The sequence below is a fragment of the Micromonospora sp. NPDC051227 genome (assembly GCF_044455385.1).
Classification (GTDB): Bacteria; Actinomycetota; Actinomycetes; order Mycobacteriales; family Micromonosporaceae; genus Micromonospora.
This window is the reverse complement of sequence record NZ_JBITET010000001.1, coordinates 279,807-296,322: the sequence shown is the minus strand read 5'-3', so window position 1 is coordinate 296,322 and position 16,516 is coordinate 279,807. Positions and strand designations below refer to the sequence as shown.

The window sequence follows — 16,516 nt, the reverse complement described above, 5'->3', positions numbered from 1 at the left end:
CCAGCATGACGGAAGGAACACCATGACCCGCAGGTCGATCGGCATCATCGTCAACGGCGTGACCGGACGGATGGGCTACCGGCAGCACCTCGTCCGGTCGCTGCTGGCCATCCGCGAATCCGGTGGTGTGGCGTTGGCCGACGGCACCACCATCTGGCCGGAACCGGTCCTGGTCGGGCGCAACGAGACGAAGCTCCGGGAGCTCGCCGAGCGGCACGGGCTGACCGACTGGACCACCGACCTGACCTCGGCGCTGGCCCGCGACGACGTCGAGATCTACTTCGACGCGCAGGTCACCCAGCAACGGGAGAAGGCGATCCGGCAGGCCATCGAGGCCGGCAAGCACATCTACACGGAGAAGCCGTTGGCCGAGGACACCGCGGCGGCGCTCGACCTGGCCCGGGCGGCGGACGCGGCCGGCGTCCGCACCGGTGTCGTGCAGGACAAGCTCTTCCTGCCCGGTCTGCGCAAGCTCAAGCGCCTCATCGACGGCGGCTTCTTCGGCCGGATCCTCTCGGTGCGCGGCGAGTTCGGGTACTGGGTCTTCGAGGGCGACTGGCAGTCCGCTCAGCGGCCGTCGTGGAACTACCGGACCGAGGACGGCGGCGGCATCGTTGTCGACATGTTCCCGCACTGGCACTACGTGCTGGAGGAGCTGTTCGGTCGGGTCACGGCCGTCTCCTGCGTGACCGCCACCCACGTGCCCGAACGGGTCGACGAGGCCGGTCACCCGTACGCGGCCACCGCCGACGACGCCGCGTACGCCACCTTCGAACTCGACGGCGGGGTGATCGCGCAGATCAACTCGTCCTGGGCCGTGCGGGTGTACCGCGACGAGCTGGTGGAGTTCCAGGTCGACGGCACGGAGGGCAGCGCGATCGCCGGCCTGCGCAACTGCCGGGTGCAGCACCGGGCGGTCACACCGAAGCCGGTGTGGAACCCGGACCTGCCGGCCACCGAGGACTTCCGCGCCCAGTGGGCCGAGGTGCCCGACAACGAGGAGTTCGACAACGGCTTCAAGGTGCAGTGGGAGGCGTACCTGCGGCACGTGGTGGCCGGCGAGCCGTTCCGGTGGGACTTCCTGGCCGGCGCGCGCGGGGTGCAGCTTGCCGAGCTGGGGCTGCGCTCGGCCCGCGAGGGCGGCCGTGTCGAGGTGCCGGAGCTGCACTCATGACCGCCGAGGTGGTGCTGCCCGGCGGGCGACGGCACCGGCTGGCCGGGGGTGGCGGCTTCGCCCGCCCGGACGCGCCGGCGACCAGCCGGATCGCGTACGCCGCCGCGCACGTGGTCGCCGACCCGGGCGCGGAGAACGTGCCGGGTGCCCCGGCGGCGGTGGACTGGGACACCACCCTCGCCTTCCGGCGGCACCTCTGGTCGTACGGGCTGGGGGTCGCCGAGGCGATGGACACCGCCCAGCGGGGGATGGGGCTCGACTATCCGGCCACCCGGGAGCTGATCCGACGTAGCGCCGCCGAGGCCCGCGCGGTGGGCGGGCGGATCGTCGCCGGGGCCGGCACCGACCAGCTGCCGGCCGGCCCGGCCACAGTGGCGGCGGTCACCGCCGCGTACGCCGAGCAGCTCGACGACGTCCGCGCCGCCGGCGCCCGGCCGGTGCTGATGTGCAGCCGGCACCTGGCCGCCGCGGCACGTGGCCCGGAGGACTACCTGCGGGTGTACGACGAGCTGCTGAGCGCCGCCGACGAACCGGTGGTGCTGCACTGGTTGGGTCCGATGTTCGACCCGGCGTTGACCGGCTACTGGGGTGCGGTCGACCTGGACCTGGCCGCCGACACGGTGGTCGAGCTGATCAAGGCCCACCAGTCCACCGTGGACGGCATCAAGGTGTCACTGTTGGACGCCGACCGGGAGGTCGCGTTGCGCCGCCGCCTGCCGGCCGGGGTACGCCTCTACACCGGTGACGACTTCCACTACCCGGAGCTGATCCGCGGTGACGAGGTGGGTCACTCCGACGCGCTGCTCGGGGTGTTCGCGGCCATCGCGCCGGCCGCCGCCGCCGCGCTGGCCGCCCTGCACCGGGGGGACCTGACGGCGTACGACGAGATCTTCGGGCCCACCGTGCCGCTGGCCCGGCACCTGTTCGCGGCGCCGACCTGGCACTACAAGACGGGGATCGTGTTCCTGGCCTGGTTGGCCGGGCACCAGGACCATTTCACGATGGTCGGTGGCGCGCAGTCCGGCCGGTCTCCGGCGCACCTGGCCACCCTGCTCACCCTGGCCGACGCGGCCGGGCTGCTGCCCGACGCCGACCTGGCCGCCGCCCGCGCCCGAGCCTTCTTCACTGTGGCGGGGGTGGCCCAGTGAGCCTCGCGCGGTTCTCGTTCAACCAGGCCACCGCCCAGCGCTGGCCGCTGCCCGAGGTGGTGGCCGGGTGCGTGGCGGCCGGCGTACCGGGCCTCGGCCTGTGGCGGGAGCCGGTGGCCGAGTACGGGTTGGCCCGCTCGGCGAAACTGGTCCGCGACGCCGGCCTCGCCGTCACATCGCTGTGCCGGGGCGGGTTCTTCTCCGCCGACGACTGGCGCGCGGAGAACCTGCGGGCCATCGAGGAGGCCGCTGCCCTCGGAGCCCCGGAGCTGGTGCTGGTCTCCGGTGGGCTGCCGGCCGGCAGCCGGGACGTCGACGGCGCGCGGCGCCGGGTCGCCGACGCCATCGGCGAGCTGGCCCCGCACGCCGAGGCCGCCGGGGTACGGCTGGCCATCGAGCCGCTGCACCCGATGTTCGCCGCCGACCGGTGCGTGATCGCCACCCTCGGCCAGGCGCTCGACATCGCCGAGCGGTTCGACCCGGCGGTGGTCGGCGTGGTCGTCGACGCGTACCACGTCTGGTGGGACGACACGGTGTACGCGCAGATCGCGCGGGCCGCCGCCCGGATCGCCGCGTTCCAGGTCTGCGACTGGGTGACCCCGCTGCCGGAGGGGGTGCTGCTCGGCCGCGCGCTGCCCGGTGAAGGCTGCATCGAGCTGCGTCGGCTGCGTGAGGCGGTGGACGCGGCCGGTTACGTCGGCCCGATAGAGGTGGAGGTCTTCTCCGCCGAGGTGTGGGCGCGTCCGGGCGCGGAGGTGCTGGACGCGGCGATCGCCGGCTACCTGCGCCACGTTGCCTGACGTCCCCGAACGGCGCTGGCCGGCGGCGGTCGGCGCCTGGCTGGGCATCGGTACCGCACCTGCCACGCTGGTGCTCGGCGCGGCGATGGCCGCCCGACACGGCGGCGCGGTGCCGGTGGCCGGGCTGCTGGTCGGCGGGGTGCTGATGGCGGCCCTGCTCTGGGGGCAGGGCCGGATCGGGCTGCGCCGGCCGCTCGGCGACGGCGGAACGTTGACAGCGGTGCTGCCCGCGTACCTGGGGGACACCTCGCGGTTGCTGCTGGCGGCGGTGCTGGCCGTGTCGATGGTCGGCTGGAACGGGTTCAACGTCGGGCTCGGCGGGGCCTCGCTGGCCGCGCTGACGCACCTGCCGGGCTGGGCCGGGCCGGCGTTGCTGGAGGTGGCGGTGCTGGCCGTCTCGTGGGCGCCGGCCCGGCTCGGCAACCGGGTCGCTGTGGTCACCACGCTCAGCGCTGTGGTGCTGGTCGGCTGGTGCCTGACGGTGCTGCCCCCACCCGGTGCGCCGGTCCGACTCGCCTTCGGTGGGCTCGCCGACGCCGCCGCGCTGATCGGTTACGCGGCCGTGTTCGCGCTGCGCGCACCGGACTTCAGCGTGGGCCTTTCCCGGAGGCGGGACCTGGCCTGGTGCGTGGCGCTGCTGATCGGGCCGGCGCTGCTCGGGGTGCTCGCCGGGGCCGGCCTGTGGCTGCGGACCGGTTCGGCCGACGTGGTCGCGCTGCTCGCCGCCGGCTCGGGGCTGGCCGCGTACGCGAATCTGTTCGTCGCGGTGGCTGTCTTCGCGGCGGCGCTGACCACCACGTACTCCGGTTCGTTGGCGTTGCGGGGCCTGGCTCCCCGCCTGCCGGCGCGGGCGGCGATGCTTCTCGTCGCGGTGCTCGGCGGGATGCTGGCGGTGGCGCGGTTCGACCGTCTGGTGCTGCCCTGGCTGACCCTGCTGGCCGCCGCGTTGCCGGTGCTGGTGGTGCCGATGGCAGTGGAAGCGGCGGCCCGTCGGCGCGGTCGTGTGCCGCGTACCGTGCCCGCCTGGTGCTGGATGCCGCCGGCGCTGCTCGCGGTGGCCTGCACGCTCGTCGGGGTGGGTGTCGCCCCGCTGCTCGGGCTGGCCCTGGCCGGGGCACTCACCGTGCTCTGGCGGCGTCGAGGAGTCGCGACGTAGGCAGCGCTTCGGTTCGAGGCAACCCGGTCGTGAGAAGCGGCGTCTAGCGCTGGGTCGCGTCAAGCACGATGACGGTGACGTTGTCGTGCCCACCCTGGTCCACCGCCAGGTCAATGAGCTGGTCGGCAACTTCTCCGGGACTCTTGTCGGATGCGAGCGTGGTCTGTATCTGCTTGTGGGGCACATAGGAACTCAGACCGTCCGAGCACAACAGAACTCGGTCGCCGGGACGGAGTTGGAGAGGCGTCAGGTCGGGCGATCGGCCGTCGTTGCGGCCATCGAGAAAGCGGGTTAGCTTCTCGCCCAGATTTGGCACATTGCCAGCGTTGGCGACGAGATGTTCGTAGGTGTGATCCTCGCTGATCTGGAGCATCGTGTTGTCGCGGGAGCCGTGGTGCCGGATCAGGTAGGCGCGGGAGTCCCCGACGTTCGCCACGACCGCCTCGCCGCCGGACCACAGCAGAGCGACCAACGTGGTTCCCATTCCAGCCAGCTTCGGGTCCGCGCGGATCTTCCGGCGTAACGCCTCGTTCGCCTCGTTTATCGCCCGCCCGAGGAGACTGGCAAGATCCTTCGCTTGCACAGGACGGTCGTACGCCGCCAAGGAGTTTGTCACCGTGCTGCTGGCGATATCACCGGCGACGTGGCCGCCGAGACCGTCCGCGACGACATAGAGCCATTGCCCATGGGTGTGGGAGTCTTCGTTTCGTTTGCGGACGAGGCCCTGGTGTGTTCGGCTGGCGGCTTCGACGTTGAGGGTGACGGTCATGACTCGCCTCTCGGTCCGGGGTCGGGCCAGGGCTGCTGTGCGTTTTCGGCGCGGTGCAAGATGTGGACCGTCTCGACACGGTCGCTCGCCACGACGTACTCGGTCACCTCCACCGGCTTGTTGTCGGCCCCCGAGGTGCCGACCCGCACGATCTCCAGTACGGGCAGGCTGGTGGGGATCTCCAAGAGGGCGGCTTCGCCCTTGCTGGGCATCCGGGCGCGGTGAATCTCCATCCAACTGATGGGCCAGTGGCCGGCGTTCTCAACGCGGTGCAGCCACTCGCCCGCCGCGGGGTTCGCGTCCAAGTCGGCAACGATGTCGGCGACACGTGGGTGAATCCACGAGACATTGATCTGGAATGGGGCTTCGGACGCCGGCCCGGTGACCCGAAACCGGCGAAGCACCTCGGTGCCAGGGTCTACGCCGAGAAGCTTGGCGACGCGCGGATTGTCCAGCGGGGCCGGTGCGCTAACGGCCTCGCCGTGGCGAACCCATACCTCCTGGCTGCTTGCTGAGGGAAACGAGTATCCGGTTGCTTGCTCGTTGCGCTTGACCAGGTCACCGCGTGGTCGACGTGGGCGCATGGTTCCGTATCGAACGGCGATGCCCCGTCCTTGGACGGCCCACACATAGCCCTCTGTCTCAAGGAGGGCGATGGCCCGACCGATGGTGTCGCGGTTGGCGTCGTACTCGGCGGCGAGGTTGTTGAGGGTCGGAAGCCGTGCGCCCGGCACCCACTCCCCGGCTTCGATCCGCTCTCGGATCATGGACGCGATGTCCAGGTAGCGGGAGTGCACCGGCACGTCTACGCCCTTCCGGATTGTCCCATGACAGTCCTTGACTCTGAGTCAGATTGTCCCCACACTATCGTAGATAGATTGTCCCAAGACAATTCGATGAAGATGAGGACGTCCCGTCGAGGTCTTCCGTCGGGACGGGCGCTTCGTGGTGCCTCTGAAAGGGGCGTACATGATGGGAACTCGTGGCGAGCCGGCAGAGTTGCTCCCGGTCAGCGAACCGCCGATGCCTGACGTCCCAACGGTTGTCGTGGCGAAAGTGCCACAGGTCTTCGTTCTCATCAGGGACGAGGAGGTCGTTGGCTACCTCTTCGACCTTCCATCCGGCGCAGTGGCAATCCTCGATGGCGCGCGGGAGATTCTTCGATCGGACTCGCTGGAGGACTTCACCAGGTTCTTCGGCTCCAAGCTGGAACTGAACATGGCGAGGGTCCGGCAAAACCCCTGAACGCGCGCCTCCGGCAGTTGCGCGGGGAAGAACCGTCCGTTGCGTACTCTCGGGTCTCGCTGGACCGGCTTCCCGCCGTCTTGGGTGGCGACTGGGTCAGTCAGGCCCGCAGCTTGTGCCGGGTCGTCGAGCGGGGAACACACGGTTCATCGCGGGTCCGGCGTTGCGCCGCTGCTCGGGCTGGCCTTGGTCGGGGTGTACGCCCTGCTCTGGCGCCGTTCGGAAAAAGTGATCTAGGCGCGGCCGGCAGAACGTGATCTTATACGCACCGGCGATCCGTAACACCGTGCAAACCATCGATTAACCATCGGCGGCTTAGGTGGGGGAGCGCTCCCACTGGCGGGTCGCGATCAATGAAAGACCGCTCCACAAGGGAGCAACCGAAAGGAGCCTCGTGGCTACAGGCACGAGCGGAAACAGGCTGCGAAGACTGGCGTTACCTACGCTTGTCGTCGCCCTGATCACCGGTACCACCGGTGTCGCGGGAACGGCGTCGGCCGCACCCGCAGGTTCACCCGGCAGCGGCGCCGGTTACTTCACCGCGGGGTCCGACCGGAAGGTCACCCTGACCGACGGGGCCGAGCGCCGACCCGGCGGCAACCGTGCGGCCACGCCGAAGGCAGCCGTCGACGAGACCGGCGCCGGCATGTACGTCGTCGAACTGGCCGAAGACCCGTTGACCACGTACACCGGTGGGGTGTCCGGTCTGGCCCGGACCCGCCCGGCGGCGGGTAACCGGCTGGACGTGACGTCGACGCCGTCGCGGGCGTACCGCCGGCACCTCGACACGCAGCGGGGCGCCGTCGCCGCCGCGGCCGGGGTCACCGTCAACGCCGTCTACACCACCGCCTTCAACGGGTTCTCGGCGAAGCTGACCGCCCAGCAGGTGGGTACGTTGCGGGCGGACAAGCGCGTCCGCGCCGTCACCGCCTCGCGGGCCCTCGGCACCCCCTCGGCGCCGCCCACCGCCACCACGGCGACCGCCGCCAACCCGACGCCCGCCACCCCCGGTGGCGCGGAGCAGTCGGCGCCGACGGACCGCGCCGGCCGGCCGGCCAAACCCGGCCCCGGCACGGGCGCGGGCATGGTGATCGGCGTCCTGGACACCGGCATCTGGCCGGAGAGCGCGTCGTTCGCCAAGAAGATGCCCGCTCCCGCGAACTGGCACGGCACCTGCCAGACCGGTGTGGCCTTCGTGGCCGAGCACTGCAACGGCAAGATCGTCGGTGCCCGGTACTTCGCCGACTCGTGGCTCGCCGGCGGTGGCTCGGTGCCCGAGGGTGAGTTCCTGTCCCCCCGCGACGCGGCCGGGCACGGCACCCACACCGCCTCCACGGCGGCCGGCCTGCCGATCTCGAACGTCACGATCGACGGCCGCCGCTTCGGTCCCGTCTCCGGGGTGGCACCGGATGCTCAGATCGCCGTCTACAAGGTGCTCTGGGGTGGCATGGGCTACGACGCCGACATCATCGCCGGCATCGACGCGGCCGTCGCCGACGGCGTGCAGGTGATCAACTTCTCGATCGGTTCGCAGCTCGGCGACTGGGAGGCCAACACCCCCATCGGCATCGCCTTCCTCAACGCCACTCTGTCCGGGGTGTTCGTGGCGGCGTCGGCCGGCAACACCGGCATCGTGAGTGGAGCCATCAGCAACGCGGCGCCCTGGGTGACCACGGTCGGCGCTGCGGTGACCAAGCTCGACGAGGCCACCGCCAAGCTGGGCGACGGCACGAAGCTGGTCGGCGGCTCGCTGGACGCCCTTCCCGGCGGTGGCGCACGGCCGCTGGTCTTCGGTGAACAGGCCGGCTCGCCGGATCTGGGCGCGGTCTACTGCGAGCCCGGCAGCCTGGACCCCGCCAAGATCAAGGGCAAGGTGGTCGCCTGCGCACTGTCCGACATGTTCGGCTCCGCCGCCGAGATCAAGGCCAAGGGCGGGGCGGCGATGGTGGTGTTCAACCCGGTCGGCAACTACCGGATCAACTCCATCTTCAACTTCCCGGTGGTCTACCTGCCGACCGAGAAGCAGGCCGGCACGCTGTTCAACTACCTGATGCGCCACCCCACCGATGCCACCGTTTCGTTGCGTACCGGCGGTGACGGCTCCAGCGTCCCGGGCATACCGAGCGTGGCGGACTTCTCCTCCACCGGCCCGGACAAGGTGACCCTCGGCGTCTTCAAGCCGGACCTGGTCGCGCCCGGGTCGAACATCATCGCCGCGGTCTCACCGGCGGGCAACTTCGGGCGACAGTACGACGCGTACTCCGGCACCTCGATGGCCTCGCCGTACGTGGCCGGGGCGGCGGCGATCCTGCGCGCCGCGCACCCGGACTGGTCACCCGGTGCTGTCGCCTCCGCGCTGCGCACCACCGCCACCGACACCGTCGGCACCAGCAGCCCCCTGGACCAGGGCAGCGGCTTCATCAATCTGCCCCGGGCCACCGACCCGGGACTGGTCATCGAGCCCACGGCGGCGGAGCTGACCGAGTTCGGCGAGACGACCGAACCCGACGGCAAGGCACTCAACCTGCCGGCCATCTCGTTGCGCGAGTACGACGGGACCCGCCCGGTGACCCTCACCCGCACCCTGACCAATGTGGGCAAGGCGCGGGAGACCTACCGTTCGACGGTGTCCGGTCTGCCCGGCATGAAGGTCACCGTGTCGCCGGCATCGGTGACCCTGACGCCCGGCAAGTCCGCGACGGTCACCATCACGCTGCGTCGGGGCAGCGCGCCCTGGGACCGGTACGTGACCGGGTCGATCACCTGGCAGGGTAAGGCCCACAGCGCCCGGATCCCGGTCGCCGCCCGTCCGTGGGGCATCTCGGCCCGGCCGTACGCGGATGACGGGGAGGAGTTCGCTCGGATGACCAACGGTGCCTTCGGCATGGTCCAGCCGGGCTTCAGCGGCCCGCTCGTCGGTCGCAGCACCGGTTACACCCCGATGCGGCGCACGTCGTACTCGATGCCAGCCGGCGTCTACGGCGGCGTGTTCGACCCGAGCGCCACCGGAGTGAAGAAGGTCGAATTCACGGTGCCGGCGAACACCGCCGGCATCGTCGTCGAGGCCAACACCGCTGATCCGATCACGAACCTCGACCTCTACCTGTACAAGGGCGACAAGCTCATCTACAGCAGTGACAGGTACTGGACCAGCGCCGAGCAGGCGTACAAGTTCCTGCCCGAGCCGGGGCGCTACACCGCATACGTGTTCGCACAGTACCCCGGTGGTCCAGTCGTCGACTTCGATCTGAGTCACGTCATCATCGGCCGCAACGCCAAGTACTCGGGTGCCGCCCTCATGCTGCCCTCCACCTCGGAGCGCGGTCAGGGCTTCAACTTCACGCTGAAGCCGAACAAGCCGCTGGCCGAGGGTGATTTCTGGGCGTACACCGAGTACAGCACCAACGGCACGGTGGTCCCCGGCAACCTCGTCTACACCCAACAGAGTTCCTGGCAGTAACCGTTCAGCCGGGTGTGGGGCGGTGCCGACGTGCATCGCCCCACACCCGGAACCGCCGGTCAGGTGGTGACGTGGGTCTGCCGGCCGGAATGTGTTGGGCATCAACCGCCACGGGATCGTCGGCTGGCGTTGCGACGGTTTCCGGTAGGTGGGCGGTTACGACCTGGTTTCAGCGAGATAACCGGCGACGGCCTCGGCCGCTTGGCGTTCCCAGTCCTCTATCGGGTGGTTTGCCGCGGCGTAGGGCGGCAGGTTCGGCGGTTGGACGCCGAGGACCCGCAGGAGCGTTTCAGCCTGGGTGAGTTGGTATCGATCAACGTATGGTTCACCTTCTGCCCATGCGTGGGCGTAGGCGGCCTGGGCGTGGGTGATCGCTTGAGCGGTGTCGCCGAGCGTGTGCCAGAGCTCGGCTAGCGTCTGGTGCGGAGGTTTGTTGAGCGATGAGAGCCGGCGGGCGACCGCACGGGCATCGTTTTGGTGGCCGGACCGGGTGCGTACCTGAGCCAGGGCGAGGAGCGCTTCGGCATCGACGTCTGGAAAACCGGACTCCCGGGCCATGCAAAGCGCTTCTTGCAACGCTTCGGCTGCTTCGGCAGTCTCACCGCGTTGCAGGAGCCACCGTCCGCGCAGGAGGTGCAGTTGGCGAACGCCTCTTCGGTTCCACCCCCCGGCGGCTATGCGCTCGGCCTGGGATAGTGCCTCGCTAGTGAGTCTGCCCTGCGGGAACGCAACGTATGCGAGGTAGCAGATATTGGGGGTGCCGGGGCGCATGAGGTTGAGGTCCACCTCCCGGTTCATCGGTTCGAGCAGGCGCCAGTACCGCTCGGCCTCGGCCCAACGTCCCAGCTGGCCGAAATACGACATGGCCCACACTCGAGAAGTCAGCAGTTGCTCCTCTCGGCGTTCGATCGCTCCGGTGAGCTCAAGCGTCAGATTGATGCAGCGTCCAGCGATGGTGAAGCGGCGCAAACGCGTGAAACAAATGGCGATGCTCCTCAAGTCCGTACAAATATTGAAGGGGTCGCCTATTTCCGTCCTGAGTGTCAGGGACAGCTTGGCGCATTCTGCTGCCTCGTGCTCCAGGTCGAGTGCGCCCAGTGCTACTCCGGCCGCTGTCGCCAGTCTCGAAAGGAGGGGAGGACGCACCACCTGCGCCGATCGGTCCACTGTGAGTATGGGGCGGGTCAGGGCGACCAGTTCGGGATAGGCCTCCAAGCGGAACGCCAAGGTCTCGGCCAGGTCGCAAATCAGCTCGGCAGCGTTGTTGAATTGTTCAATCTGGACCATTGTCCGCGCAACGGTGAGTGCGTCGCGGAGGTCGTCGAGGCTGGCCGCATGCTCGTAGGTGTTGGGTGACTGTTGCGAGAAGTGGTCGATGATCTGTTGACCGATGCGGTCCCGTTCGCCTGGCAGCAGGCGGGCCCGGGCGGTGGCGCGCACGACGGGATGCAGGTCCCACCGCCGCGCGTTGCGCTCATACTGCAGCAGCCCTCGACGTTCCAGATCGCTGACGCTCGCGGCCAGCGCCGTCGACGACTGCCGTTTCGACGACATTGGTACGGGGTAGTCGGGCCGCTCGCCGCCAGTTGGTGTCGGTCGGTGGTCCGAATTCAGCGCCGCCATGGTGGTGTAGTCCACCGCATCGGTGAGGATGCTCAGTGCGGACAGCAGGCGGCGGCTCGCCTCCGGCAACGCGTCGAGCGCCACTGTGAGGATGTGGTTGCGCTTCCACGGCAGGTCGGGGTCGCCGAGATCGAGCCGGCCACCGAACTCCGGATCCGTCGCCCACCGGTCGAAGTCTCCGCGCGCCGGGAGGTAGTTGTTCACGAGGCCGGCGACGATGCCGGCAACCAATGGATGGCAGTCGCAGTGCCGTTGCAGGTAGTCCTGGATCCGGTGGCTGTCGCCGGTAACGCCACAGCCGCGCAGCATGGCTTCCGCATCGGCCGGACGCAGGCCGGGCAGGCGCTCGACGAGCACGCCAGGGATCGGCTGGTTCGCGGCGTTGAGCAGCACCTGCGGCGTCAGCCGGGAGGTGACCAGTACCTTCGACGGTGTGGCGTCGGTCAATTGCTGGAGCAGTTCGTCGTCGACCGGCCGGATCGCGCTGCACGGGTCGCGGTCAGCGAACTCCTCGGAGGTCCCGGCCAGCTCGTCCGGAAGTTGGCCGGCGTCATGGCGGTGATAGGCCACCAAGAGCCGTTCCAGACCGTCCAGCACCAGAAGCCACGGCCGCGATCGCAGCTGCTCCAGCAGCAACTCGGCCAGCTTCGTCACCTTCATGTCACGGAGGTCGGCAAGAGAGCGGCCGGTCATATAAGCCACTGCGTGGCGGCAGAAGTCGGCCATCGTGGCGCCACTGTCGTAGAACGAGTACCAGACTCGGCCCGCCAAGTCCGGGCGCACGATCGGGGCGTACTTGGTGACCCACTGCCAGGTCAGCATGCTCTTGCCGGTGCCGCCGATCGCCTCGAACAGCAGGACAGGGTGTGGCTGCGCCGCAGAGGCCCAGTCGTCGAGGGTCTCCAGTTGACCGGCCCGGCCCACGAACGCGTGGGAGCCGAGGTATCGCGGTACCGCGTACAGCCCGGGCGGTGCCGCAATCGCGTCGGCGCCCGCGATGCCGAGGGTCGGCGCGGCGGCGCGGCGCGGCCGGGGCAGCCAACGGCGGTTGCGGACCCATGGCTGCCGGTCGGCCCACGCCAGGTCGTTGTGGACCGGCTGATGGTCAGGTGGCAGTTGCGCGGCGGTCGCCCGCCACACGTGCGCGGGAGTGAACCACTCCGGCCCGTCGGACAGGCCGTCGAGGGCCTGGACGAGCCGGTCAGTGAACAATGTCAGCTCGCCGTCCGGGGGAACGGACGCCTCGGTCGCCCCGTCGGCCGCACCGATGAAATACCAGCCAGCAGTCTCGCCGATCTTCACCGACGCCCCGGGCAGCGCCGTTGCGGCCCGCCCGGAGAAGCAGCAGTCCAGTACCAGCATGCGCTTGTCGGCGCGCGATCCGCCCGCGGCGGCGACCAGCTCGGACACCGGCACCATCGTGGCGCGGGGATGTTGCCGATCGGCGTCGCGCATCGCCAGGCACAGCTCGCCACCTGCGGGCTCCGCGTGGCCGACGAAATACACCAGCAGCATGCCTTGCCGCTTGACCAGCTGCCCAGCGTCGGCCACCGTGCGCAGTACGGCGGCCCGGTCAGGATCGATCAGCTCGAACAGCCGCGACGGTCGAGACAGACCCCACACCGACGCGTCGGCCAACTCGGCGGCAAGGCGTCGCACCGACTCCCGAGCCTGCGGCACGGACGGAAAATCCGAGCGTGGATAGTCCGTGACGCCGATGAGGACAGCCACCGACTGGCCTGGATCGAGCCGGCCGACGTCGGCGTCCCACGATGACACCTGAGTCATCGTCGCGGCCAATCGTCGCCGAGCGCGCCACGCATGATTTGTTCGACATTCGCGGCCGGCCCGGAATATTCAATGTCGACTTGACGGACGCCGTCAGGAAGATCGATCCGGGTCAGCCGCAACTTCGCGTCGCGCTCCGCAAGGCCGGCGCGCACCCGTTGCCGCAGATAGCCGTACAGCGCATTCGCCACAATCCCGAGGCCGACGTTCGTAGCGACGAGTTCCAGCACCTCCGCAGCGCCCAGGGTATGTCCCGGGACGACCGGCCGCCCACGGGCGATCGGCACGTCATCGAAACGTGGATCCTGCCCGAGACTCGTTTCAAGATCGCTCAAACCACCGTGAACGTCATTGACCCACGACACTTCAAGGCGCATATGCCCTCCACATCCTCGATGTATCCTCGCCTGCCGGGCACGCCACAACGATCGGTCTACCGCATCGTAGAGACTGACGCCAAGACAGCGACGGTAGTCCATTAGTGGCGAGGGCCCGCCCATTCTGGCGGTGGGATTTGACGAGGCTCGGCTGCTCCAAACTTCTATCGCGATCACCCGTTGACTTAGTTGATCAGAGGTCGTCGCGGCGGGGGAGGGCGGCGCGGAGTTGTAGCGCCTCGGGCGCCAGATTTCACGACAGCCCTGCTCGGGGTCTGTGGCCAGCCCGTCAGCTGTGAACGTCGTAGACGCGGCGCGCGAGCGGGTAGGTCACCCGCTCAGCCTCGCATCTCGCCGGATCAACCGCCCGGAGGTTCGGATCGTGACGGCCGTGGTCCCGCCTTCAGGAAAGCGGGTACGCGGTGAGGTGGTCGGCGAGTTGCTTCGGGTGGCTGAGCGGCACCGCGTGCCCGCCCTCGATCTCGTCGGGGACGACGCCGAGTCGGTCGGCGGCAACGCGGCGTTGGAAGTCCGCCGGGAAGAACCGGTCCTCGCGTGCGAGGAGCACCGTCGTCGGCACGTCTGGCCAGGCGTCCAGGGGCCAGGGCTCGTCGCCCTCCGCGCTGACCTGGTCCCGGTTGTGTGATGCTGCCTCCGCGACGACCTCGGCCGGGACACCGTTGTAGAACTGCTGCTCCTCGCTGAGCCCTTCGGCGCTGCGGTAACCGGTGTTGGCCCACCAGTCACCGGGCCTTTCACCGGGCTTGGGGACCATCGGTGTGAGCAGGACGAGTAGCCGCACCGGCAGCTTGTCGGCAATGAGCGGCGCGGTGAACGCACCGTACGAGTGCCCGACGACCACGAGATCTCTCCGGTCGCCGATCGCGTCGACGACCGCCTGGCAGAACTCGGCGAACCCCGCGGATCTGTCCTCGATCGGCAGTTCCGGTACCACCACGTCGTGGCCGCGGCTGACCAGCTCGGGGACAAGGAGATGCCAGTCCCAGGCGCTGCCCCCGCCGCCGTGGATCAGAACGAATGTCGCCATGCCCCGAAGCCTCACACACAGGTACGACAGCTATCGCCCACGGCCGTGTCGAGACGGGGGGCGCGCCTGCCGCAGCTAAGGCTGTCTCGTGACCGAGTGGAGCACGGCGGAATGCGACACTTCGAACACACGCTCGGCGACCATTCGGACCAGCATGCGGAGCTGGGGGGCGTCAGCCCAGCGAACGGGAAGATCCATTCCTGGCGGGCTGAGGAGATCACCTGCACCAGGCAGCAGACGCCTGTCAGAGAGGACAACGTGAGCAGCCGGTACATCGTCATCACCGGGGGACCCGGCGCTGGCAAGACCACGCTGATTGACAGCCTGCGGCGTGCCGGTCACGCCTGCGTCGACGAGGCGGGGCGACAGATCATCCAGGACCAGTTGTCGATCGGCGGTCAGGCGCTGCACACCGGGGACTCACGACTGTTCGCCGAGGTCATGCTCAGTTGGGAGATCCGTTCCTACCGCCAAGCCAGCCAGCATCCCGGACCCGTCTTCTTCGACCGGGCGATCCCGGACCTGGTCGGCTACTACCTCCTACTCGGCCAGTCCGTTCCAGCGCACGTGACAGCCGCAGCGAGGCTGTTCCGCTACCACCAGCGTGTGTTTATCGCCCCGCCGTGGCCGGAGATCTACACCACGGACAGCGAACGACACCAAGACTTCGCCGAAGCCGTGCGTACCCATGACGCCATGGTCGCCGCCTACACCCAACACGGCTACGAGCTCAGCACCCTGCCGCGCAGCGATGTCGGCTCGCGCTTCCAGTTCATTGAGCAACAGACAGCAGCCATCGATGACGGATCTCCCCGATCGCCTCGCCCAAGCTGCTGCGCACATGAGGCCGCAGCAGCTGACTGATCGCCCTTGGCGCCGGCGGTTGGTTCACATATTCATGATCGGGAGCTGCGCGTCGCCCGGCTCCAGCCGGGCGAGCAACTGCTCGGGCTGCCCGGTCACCCTCGACAACGTGTCCAGTGCCGCCGCCCGGTCGCCCTGGTCGCACCACACGACGGCCAGGGCGATCCCCAGTCCGTTGACCACGTGTGGGCTGCGCTCCTTCGCCAACCGGGCGGCGTCGAGGATGTCCCGCAACGCGTCGTCGTGGCGGCCGGTGCGGCTGCGCGCCATCGCCCGGTTGGCGAGCAGCATGACGCGCACGATCGGGGTGCACTCGCCGAGGAGCTGGCGGCCCATCAGTTCGGCGGCGCGCTCGTAGTCCCGGGTACGGAACGCGGCAGCCCAGCCGGTCCGATCGGTGAGTTGGATCAGGTCGATCACCCGGCCCTCCTCCGGCCAGGTCTTGCGGTAGCTGAGCCGGAAGCTGATCCAGCCGTTCGAGTCGAGGGCGGGCAGCAGCGGGCGAATGTCGGTCGCGCACTGCTCCGGGCTCGGCGGACAGTGGAGGAAGACCGGCCTCGGGTCGGCCACCAGCGCCCGGCCCTCGTGGTCGAACAGCCAGTTGCCGCGATGTGCGTCGCCGTGCAGGATCTTGAGGGAGTGCAGGAGCGCCAGGGTATGGCCGATGGCGTAGCCGTCCGTGTCCGGCGTGAACCGGCCCGGCTCGGCCACCCACAGATCCCGGAACTCGCGGTAGTCGGTCACCACCGGCCCGGCCTCGTACGGAAATGGCGGCGGTGGCACCCGGTCGGCATAGGAGCACAGGTAACGGATGCTCTCGCGTTTCCCGATCACCAGCGGATAGCGCGGCCCGCCTTCGCCGGTCAGGCCGGACAAGGGCACCACGGCGCACTCGCCGACCGACTCGACGATGTCTCGCGGCCACTGATCCGTCTTGTGGTCGGCGGGCACCTCGTCGCGGAGCAGGACGATCTGACCGCCCGCCACCAGCTCGCGTACGGCGCAGAGATCTGTTCCGGCGAACTCGATCACCTCGACGCCCGTCGATCCCAGCATCATGGGCC

13 protein-coding genes are annotated in these 16,516 nt (G+C 69.3%); 7 read left to right on the top strand and 6 right to left on the bottom strand.

Features of this window, described 5'->3' with window-relative positions:
* The first annotated feature begins 22 nt into the window (after window positions 1-22).
* The 4 genes from ACIA47_RS01430 to ACIA47_RS01415 are packed head-to-tail and all read left to right on the top strand — an operon-like array spanning window position 23 to window position 4,278.
* Window positions 23-1,174 (top strand): Gfo/Idh/MocA family protein, encoded by a 1,152-nt coding sequence (locus ACIA47_RS01430; RefSeq protein WP_396704483.1) that lies wholly within the window; start codon window positions 23-25, stop codon window positions 1,172-1,174.
* Window positions 1,171-2,322, top strand: coding sequence for a dihydrodipicolinate synthase family protein (locus tag ACIA47_RS01425; RefSeq protein WP_396704481.1), 1,152 nt, complete (start codon window positions 1,171-1,173; stop codon window positions 2,320-2,322). Before ACIA47_RS01430 ends, ACIA47_RS01425 begins: the two co-directional genes overlap by 4 nt.
* Window positions 2,319-3,122 carry a sugar phosphate isomerase/epimerase family protein gene (locus ACIA47_RS01420; protein ID WP_396704479.1) on the top strand — a complete coding sequence of 268 codons (804 nt, stop codon included), beginning with the start codon at window positions 2,319-2,321 and terminating at the stop codon, window positions 3,120-3,122. Before ACIA47_RS01425 ends, ACIA47_RS01420 begins: the two co-directional genes overlap by 4 nt.
* A complete protein-coding gene (locus ACIA47_RS01415) occupies window positions 3,115-4,278 on the top strand; it encodes a hypothetical protein (protein WP_396704477.1) in 1,164 nt (387 codons plus the stop codon). Before ACIA47_RS01420 ends, ACIA47_RS01415 begins: the two co-directional genes overlap by 8 nt.
* 43 nt (window positions 4,279-4,321) lie before the next feature.
* Here ACIA47_RS01415 and ACIA47_RS01410 read toward each other — a convergent pair whose 3' ends face one another.
* Both ACIA47_RS01410 and ACIA47_RS01405 read right to left on the bottom strand, forming a co-directional pair.
* Window positions 4,322-5,047 (bottom strand): protein phosphatase 2C domain-containing protein, encoded by a 726-nt coding sequence (locus ACIA47_RS01410; protein ID WP_203122053.1) that lies wholly within the window; start codon window positions 5,045-5,047, stop codon window positions 4,322-4,324.
* On the bottom strand, window positions 5,044-5,844 hold the full coding sequence (locus ACIA47_RS01405) for a GntR family transcriptional regulator (protein WP_396705323.1): 801 nt from the start codon (window positions 5,842-5,844) through the stop codon (window positions 5,044-5,046). Before ACIA47_RS01405 ends, ACIA47_RS01410 begins: the two co-directional genes overlap by 4 nt.
* Before the next feature lie 172 nt (window positions 5,845-6,016).
* Between ACIA47_RS01405 and ACIA47_RS01400 the strand changes: the two genes are divergently transcribed.
* Together ACIA47_RS01400 and ACIA47_RS01395 are read left to right on the top strand one after the other, a co-directional pair.
* On the top strand, window positions 6,017-6,292 hold the full coding sequence (locus tag ACIA47_RS01400; protein WP_396704475.1) for a hypothetical protein: 276 nt from the start codon (window positions 6,017-6,019) through the stop codon (window positions 6,290-6,292).
* Between the two features lie 394 nt (window positions 6,293-6,686).
* On the top strand, window positions 6,687-9,752 hold the full coding sequence (locus ACIA47_RS01395) for a S8 family serine peptidase (protein WP_396704473.1): 3,066 nt from the start codon (window positions 6,687-6,689) through the stop codon (window positions 9,750-9,752).
* Between the two features lie 156 nt (window positions 9,753-9,908).
* Here the strand turns inward: ACIA47_RS01395 and ACIA47_RS01390 are convergent, their stop codons facing one another.
* The 3 genes from ACIA47_RS01390 to ACIA47_RS01380 all read right to left on the bottom strand — a co-directional run bounded on the left by ACIA47_RS01390 (window position 9,909) and on the right by ACIA47_RS01380 (window position 14,588).
* Entirely contained in the window at window positions 9,909-13,154 is a 3,246-nt protein-coding gene (locus ACIA47_RS01390) for a hypothetical protein (RefSeq protein WP_396704471.1), read from the bottom strand.
* A gap of 5 nt (window positions 13,155-13,159) precedes the next feature.
* Window positions 13,160-13,540 (bottom strand): hypothetical protein, encoded by a 381-nt coding sequence (locus ACIA47_RS01385; RefSeq protein ID WP_203122061.1) that lies wholly within the window; start codon window positions 13,538-13,540, stop codon window positions 13,160-13,162.
* A 403-nt stretch (window positions 13,541-13,943) separates the two neighbouring features.
* Window positions 13,944-14,588: an alpha/beta fold hydrolase gene (locus ACIA47_RS01380; protein WP_396704469.1), complete on the bottom strand. Its 645-nt coding sequence runs from the start codon at window positions 14,586-14,588 to the stop codon at window positions 13,944-13,946.
* 111 nt (window positions 14,589-14,699) lie between these two features.
* Here ACIA47_RS01380 and ACIA47_RS01375 point away from each other — a divergent pair, with 111 nt between their 5' ends.
* The gene (locus ACIA47_RS01375; RefSeq protein ID WP_396704467.1) at window positions 14,700-15,452 is read left to right on the top strand and encodes an AAA family ATPase; all 753 of its coding nucleotides are present in this window, start codon (window positions 14,700-14,702) and stop codon (window positions 15,450-15,452) included.
* 24 nt (window positions 15,453-15,476) lie between these two features.
* On the opposite strand, the gene ACIA47_RS01370 is transcribed toward ACIA47_RS01375, so the two are convergent.
* Window positions 15,477-16,511 (bottom strand): hypothetical protein, encoded by a 1,035-nt coding sequence (locus tag ACIA47_RS01370; RefSeq protein ID WP_396704465.1) that lies wholly within the window; start codon window positions 16,509-16,511, stop codon window positions 15,477-15,479.
* Window positions 16,512-16,516: the final 5 nt, after the last annotated feature.